8 protein-coding genes and 1 pseudogene are annotated in these 6,411 nt (G+C 60.6%); 1 reads left to right on the plus strand and 8 read right to left on the minus strand.

The annotated features are described in order from the left end of the window. Positions 1–9: 9 nt before the first annotated feature. The 8 genes and pseudogenes from rplP to rplC form a co-directional block, all read right to left on the minus strand. Positions 10–477, minus strand: a complete 468-nt coding sequence (gene rplP / locus NW838_RS06695) for a 50S ribosomal protein L16 (protein ID WP_011434159.1) — start codon at positions 475–477, stop codon at positions 10–12. A 58-nt stretch (positions 478–535) separates the two neighbouring features. Next, complete coding sequence (gene rpsC, locus NW838_RS06700; RefSeq protein ID WP_414355948.1) at positions 536–1,285, minus strand: 30S ribosomal protein S3; 750 nt, start codon at positions 1,283–1,285, stop codon at positions 536–538. Positions 1,286–1,321: 36 nt separating this feature from the next. Continuing rightward, a complete protein-coding gene (rplV, locus tag NW838_RS06705; RefSeq protein ID WP_414355949.1) occupies positions 1,322–1,693 on the minus strand; it encodes a 50S ribosomal protein L22 in 372 nt (123 codons plus the stop codon). Positions 1,694–1,737: 44 nt separating this feature from the next. Then, entirely contained in the window at positions 1,738–2,019 is a 282-nt protein-coding gene (rpsS, locus tag NW838_RS06710; RefSeq protein WP_414331934.1) for a 30S ribosomal protein S19, read from the minus strand. 66 nt (positions 2,020–2,085) lie between these two features. Next, complete coding sequence (gene rplB, locus NW838_RS06715) at positions 2,086–2,970, minus strand: 50S ribosomal protein L2 (RefSeq protein WP_414355951.1); 885 nt, start codon at positions 2,968–2,970, stop codon at positions 2,086–2,088. Positions 2,971–3,019: 49 nt separating this feature from the next. Beyond that, on the minus strand, positions 3,020–3,319 hold the full coding sequence (locus NW838_RS06720; protein WP_414330452.1) for a 50S ribosomal protein L23: 300 nt from the start codon (positions 3,317–3,319) through the stop codon (positions 3,020–3,022). A gap of 316 nt (positions 3,320–3,635) precedes the next feature. Further along, positions 3,636–4,262, minus strand: a pseudogene (gene rplD, locus NW838_RS06725) (50S ribosomal protein L4); the annotation flags it as partial. Between the two features lie 57 nt (positions 4,263–4,319). After that, a complete protein-coding gene (rplC, locus tag NW838_RS06730) occupies positions 4,320–4,964 on the minus strand; it encodes a 50S ribosomal protein L3 (protein WP_414344285.1) in 645 nt (214 codons plus the stop codon). 470 nt (positions 4,965–5,434) lie between these two features. Here rplC and NW838_RS06735 point away from each other — a divergent pair. Continuing rightward, the coding region (locus tag NW838_RS06735; RefSeq protein WP_414427741.1) for a hypothetical protein at positions 5,435–6,411 on the plus strand (977 nt) is incomplete at its 3' end.

The following is a 6,411-nucleotide window of genomic DNA, read 5'->3' on the forward strand; positions in this document are numbered from 1 at the left end:
GAACTCTCCTCATACACTGCTGGTGGCCACCTCTGAAGCCGTTGCCTGGGCGGGCTCTGGCTTTTCAAAGTCGGCTTTGGTTACAAACTTGACCTTAATGGGCAGCTTCTGGGCGGCAAGGCGCATGGCCTCGCGGGCGATGGGCTCTGCCACTCCCCCCATTTCGAAGAGGATACGGCCTGGCTTGACGACACAAACCCAGTACTCAGGGTTGCCTTTGCCGGATCCCATGCGGGTTTCCGCGGCTCGCTGAGTAACGGGCTTGTCAGGAAAGATGCGAATCCAGATTTGGCCACCCCGCCGAACATAGCGGGTCATGGCCCGACGGCTGGCTTCGATCTGTCGAGCTGTAATCCAGGCGGGTTCTAGGGCCACAAGGCCGTATTCCCCAAAGTTGATGCGGTTGCCACGGGTCGCTTTGCCTTTCATGCGCCCGCGCTGCTGCTTGCGGTATTTGGTGCGTTTGGGGCTTAACATGGCCGTTCCTCAATCATGGGTAACTGATGGGGATCCCTGGGCATTGCCAAACCGGCGGTCAAGCCTCTGCTTGAGCCGAGCGATCTTCAAAGGTGGGCCGCCGCCGCTGCTGCCGACGTTTGGGCTGTTGCAGGGGAAACTTCTGTTCGTGACGTTCCTGCCCGGGCAGAACTTCCCCTTTGAAGACCCAAACTTTGACTCCGATGATGCCGAAGGTGGTATGGGCGAGGTGCTCGGCGTAGTCGATGTCGGCCCGCAAGGTGTGCAAAGGGATCCGCCCCTCCCGCGTCCATTCGGTGCGGGCGATCTCGGCCCCGTTGAGACGACCGGCAATTTGGATTTTGATCCCTTGTACGCCTGCCCGCTGGGCCCGTTGGATTACCTGGCGCACGATGCGGCGAAAAGCAATCCGCCGTTCCAACTGTTGGGCGATATTTTCCGCCAGCAAGGTCGCTTCGGCGTCGGCACGGGTGACCTCTACTACATTGATGCGAATGGTTCGTTCGCCGCCACCTCGTGAACTCAGCTCTTTTTGCAGACCTTGGCGCAAAGTCTCTAGGCCGGATCCGCCCCGACCCACGACCACCCCAGGGCGAGCAGCGCGGATCTCTAGGTCAATTTGATCTGCTTTGCGTTCAATTTGGATATCGGCCAAGCCAGCACTGCTCAATTGCTGGGTCAGGTAGGTGCGAATCTGATCATCCTCCTGTAACAGGGCTGGATAGCGGGCCGGATCGGCAAACCAGCGGCTGCGATGTTCTTTAATCACGCCGAGGCGGAAACCGGTGGGGTGGATCTTCTGTCCCATGGTGGTTAAGGGGTAGAGGTCTGGGAATACGGAAGGTTAGGAAGCTGTCACCACTTCAGCTCCTATGGGCCGGACGGCGATGGTGATGTGGCAGGTGCGCTTGCGAATGGGGTAGGCCCGCCCTTGGGCGCGGGGGCGAAACCGTTTCAGCACAGGACCCTGATCGGCGTAGGCTTGGCTGATCACCAGATCCCGGGGATCCAAGCCGTTGTTGTGCTCTGCGTTGGCCACCGCCGAGCGCAGCACCTTACGAACCGGCTCACAGGCAGCGTAGGGCATGAACTCCAGCAGGATGAGGGCATCGGCATAGGTGCGCCCGCGGATCTGATCCAGCACCCGCCGCACTTTGAAGGGGGACATGCGGATGTAGCGGGCTACCGCTTTAACCTCAGGGGATGAATCAGCCATGGCGCTCTCCCTCCTGCTCAATACTGTCCTACTCGTTGTTTATCTCAACGGCGGGCGGCTTTTTTGTCGCTACCCGCGTGACCGCGGAAGGTACGGGTGGGAACGAATTCCCCCAGCTTGTGACCCACCATCTGATCGGTGATGTAGATGGGCACGTGTTGCTTGCCGTTGTGAACGGCGATGGTGTGGCCGATCATGACCGGCAAGATGGTGCTGGCCCGCGACCAGGTCTTGATCATGTGCTTCTCGTTGCGCTCGTTCATCTTCTCCACCTTGAGAAGCAGCTTGGCATCCACAAAGGGGCCTTTTTTCAGCGAACGTCCCATAAGAACCTCAACCGTTTGATAAGCAATTCACTGTCGAAAAAGCTTCGGGGAGCGAATGGCCAGCGGCTACTGAGCAGCCCTTCCGCCCTTGTCCCGGCGGCCTCCGCGACGGCGACCGCGCACGATGAATTTGTTGCTGGGCTTGTTGCGTTTGCGGGTCTTGTACCCCAGGGTGGGCTTGCCCCAAGGGGTGACAGGGGTACTGCGGCCTATGGGGGCTCGCCCTTCCCCGCCGCCATGGGGATGATCCACAGGGTTCATCACCGAGCCACGCACCTTGGGACGGCGCCCCAACCAACGGCTACGACCCGCCTTGCCCAGGCTGATGTTGTTGTGGTCAACGTTGCCCAGTTGGCCGATGGTGGCGTAGCACTCGCCGCGGATCATGCGGACTTCGCCGGAGGGCAGCTTGAGGGAGACATATTTGCCTTCTCTGGCCACCACTTGAGCGCCAGCCCCGGCGGCGCGAACGATCTGCCCGCCGCGACCGGGATACAGCTCCACATTGTGAACCACCGTTCCCAAGGGGATCCGCTCCAGGGGCATGGCATTGCCGATCTCAAAGGGGGCCTCTGGCCCGGCCATGATGGTGGCTCCCACCTGTAGGTTGCGGGGAGCGAGGATGTAGCGTTTCTCGCCGTCTTCGTATTCCACCAGGCAGATGTGGGCGCTACGGTTGGGATCGTACTCCACAGTTTTGACGGTCGCCGGGATCCCCCGCTTGTCGCGACGGAAGTCGATGATGCGGTAAAGCCGCTTGTGGCCACCACCGCGGTGCCGGCAGGTGATGACGCCACGGTTGTTGCGCCCTTTCTTGCGGTGAATAAATTGCAGCAGCGACTTTTCCGGTCTGGGCTGCTTGCCGTTCTCGTCACGGGACAGCTCCTCGAAGTCAGAGACCGTCATGTGACGGGTGCTGGGGGTGTAGGGTCGGAGAGTACGAATGCCCATGGCTCAGGTAGGGGTGGGGGACGGGACAACAACAGCTCAAAAGGGGCGTTCAGGTGTCCGGGAAGAGGGTGATGGAATCTCCCTCCGCCAAGGTCACGATGGCTCGCTTGGGACGGGTGCGGTAGCCCACAAAGCGGCCCACCCGCCGTTGCTTGCGCGGGAGCTTCAGGGTGTTGACGGAAGTAACTCGCACGCGGAACATTTCTTCGACGGCAGCTCGGATGAGCGGCTTGGTGGCGGTGGGCAGCACTTCAAAGACATATTTGCGCTGCTCCATCAAGGCGGTTGCCTTTTCGGTGATGACGGGGCGCAACAGGACGTCGGCCAGGATCCGCTTGCTCTCAGTCATCGCTTTCCTCCTCTGCTGGGGCTGCTTCGGCCTCTTCTACCGTTGACGGCTCTGCTCCTTGAGCCAGTTCTTCTGCTGGATCTTGGGGCTCTTCGGTTTGCTCTTCTGGCCCCTGCGGATCTGCTGGACGTCCTTGGAGGGCAGCTTGGTTTTCCTGGGCCTCAGGTTGGGCTGGGGTTTGCTCTGCTTCCTCGTGTTCGCTTTCTGGAACGGCCTGATCTTCCGGCCCATCTCCGGGCAGGGCCTGATCTTCGGCTATGTCGGCCTGAGGTGCATCCTCAGAGGGAGTCTCCAGAACTGCCGGCGCAGCGTCGGATCCCCAACGGGCCTTGAGCTGCTCTAGGGCAGAAACGGTGATCAGCACCCAATCGACGTTGAGCAGATCGAAAACGTTGATCTGATCCAGGCCGATCAGCTTAACGCGGGCGATGTTGCGCACGGCCCGCTCTACGGCTTCCGAGCGTTCGGCAACGATGAGCAGAGCCGATTGATCTTCCATCACCCCCCAGCGCAGCAAAGCCTGGGCCACAGCACGGGTTTTGGGCGGGTTGAGCTGCTCCTGGAAATCCTCCACGACGATCAGGTCTTCCACCCGACTTTGCAGAGCGGTGCGCAGGGCCAGTTGCCGTTCTTTGCGGTTCATGGCCAGGTTGTATTCCCGCTTGCGGGGGCCGAAGATCACCCCCCCTTTGCGCCAAAGTGGGGAGCGGATGGAGCCGGCACGGGCCCGACCGGTGCCTTTCTGCTTCCAAGGCTTGCGACCGCCGCCGCGCACCTCAGCTCGGGTCTTGGTGTGGGCGTTGCCCTGACGAGCATTGGTCATCTGCCGGCGCAGTGCCAGATAGAGGATGTGGGCGGCTGTTTCGGGACGAGCAACTTTAAGGCTCAGCTCCGCGCTGCCCACCGTTTCCCCTTGCCAATTTTTCACCACACAACTTGCCATGGTTCCCTCGTCTTTGCGGATGCCGGTCAACCTTGTTTTCACCCAGGGATCCCTCCCCTAACGCTTGTTGCCCACCTGCTTGGCAGGGGTGATCTCCAGCAGCCCTCCTTCTACGCCGGGCACGCAGCCCTTAATCACCAACAGATCCCGCTCCGGATCCACCTGCACCAACTGCAATTTGCGGGTGGTGACTCGGCCACCTCCCAGCCGCCCTGCCATGCGCATCCCCGGAAACACGCGGCCTGGGGTTGTGCCGGCGCCAATGGAACCCGGTCGGCGGTGGTTTTTGGAGCCGTGGGACATGGGGCCACGACCGAAGTGGTGGCGCTTTTGATAGCCGGCAAACCCTCGCCCGATGGAGGTACCTGCCACATCCACCAACTGGCCGGGGGAAAACATCTCGACGGTAATTTTCTGCCCCAATTGGTAAGCTTCCGGCTGATCAACGCGAAACTCTCGCAGGTGGCGCAGCAGCTCTGTCACCCCTGCTTTGCTGAGGTGGCCCCGCTGCGCCCGCGTGAGATGCTTTTCAGTGGTGGGCAAGTAGCCCAACTGAATGGCGTTGTAGCCGTCTGTGGCCTGGGTTTTGATCTGGGTCACGGTGCAAGGCCCCGCCTGTACGACGGTAACCGGAATGGCCAGCCCCTCTGGTGAGAAGATCTGGGTCATGCCGACTTTTCTTCCGAGGATGCCAAGTGCCACAAGAACCTCCAATCGAGCCTGCACGACTCGTTTTCATCAACTGAGAGCCAGCTCACTCCGACAATCGGCTAGCCGTTCGCGAAGCGGGCCGTAGGCCAATGGCTCAGTTAGCCGGATGGATAGGCATACAGCAATAGCGTGGCAGCAGGAAGCTCAAGACAAAGCTGAGTCTGCCGGCTGAGGCGAAAGGGCAAGGTAGGGATCCCCCGAGGCCAAGTTCAGCGCCGGCAACGCTGAGCCTCTTGCTTAGTTCACCCCCAAAGCTGCACGCCAAACTGCTTTTGTTGAGAGCTGCTCAGACTTACCTGCTAAAGAGGCAGTATCTGGTGTAGCAGCGCGCCGGGTCGCCAAAGCGGATGGACTCAGTTGGCAACGGAAAACAATCATAATGATGCGAAGGCCCGTTTGTCCAGACTTTTGCTGAGAAAATGGGTTGGTTGGAGAGGCCGGAGAGGGTAAGGGCAGCTCAAGTGGAAGAAAAGAGCCATTGGCCAGGGAAGCCATCTCCCTTCCAAAGTGTAATGGGCTGGGCAGGCAGTGGGCTGACCCAGGCTTGTGTAGATCACTATCGGAGATTGTTGCAGGCGGGATCCGATCCGGGCCGGGTCTTGTTTTTGGTGCGGAGTCAACGGCAAGCGGATGAGGTGTTGTGGCGCTTGCAGCAGTCCAGTTCGGGCTTGGTGGGGCCGTGGCGGATCGAGACGTTCTTGCAGCGGGTTGGGCGCTCTCTGGCCGATCATTGGCCGCAGGTGTGTGCCCGCCTTCCTCAGTTGCCTCCTCAGTTTGAGCCGATCCCCTTGGCCAAAGATCTCACTCAATTTCTCTGCGAACGAGCCTGCGCTTTGTGCCCTCGGCATGGGGAAGCCTTTGCCGGGGTCGGGCTCAAGGAGTTCCAGATCTGGGATCAGATCAGCAGTGCTGCTTATATTGCGGGGGCTTCGGGTTTGCCGGCAGAGGTGGTGGGATCCCGGCTGGCCCGGGCTTGGCCCGAGGAGGCAGATCCGCGGCGGGCAGAGGCTTTGCAGGCAATGGGCTGCTGTGTGGGGCGGCTGTGGGAGGCAGCGCTTCGGTTGGGATCCCTGGATTTTGGCCTGCAAATTCGGCTGTTTGGCGAGCACATCCTGCCGCTGGCGGAGTTTTGGCAAGAGTGGGATCACCTGATTGTGGATCAGGCGGAAGACAGTTGTGCCGTGGCGCTGGAGTTTTACCGGCAGGGGCAATCCCATCTGCAAAGTCAATTTTTCAGCTACACCCTCGGCGGCGGGGTCTCTTTGACCGGGATCCCGGAAGCTGTGGCCGACTTCTTGATGGCAAAAACGCAGGTTCGGTTTCTGGAGGGGAGCCATCGCGCTTCAGCAGGCATGATCCGCTTAGGGGTGCAGATTGCGCGGGTGTTGGATCCCCAGTTTTCTCATCCGCTGCCCGAGCCGAAGGGGGGAGGACTGCC

The organism is Synechococcus sp. R55.2 (assembly GCF_047462075.1).
Lineage (GTDB): Bacteria > Cyanobacteriota > Cyanobacteriia > Thermostichales > Thermostichaceae > Thermostichus.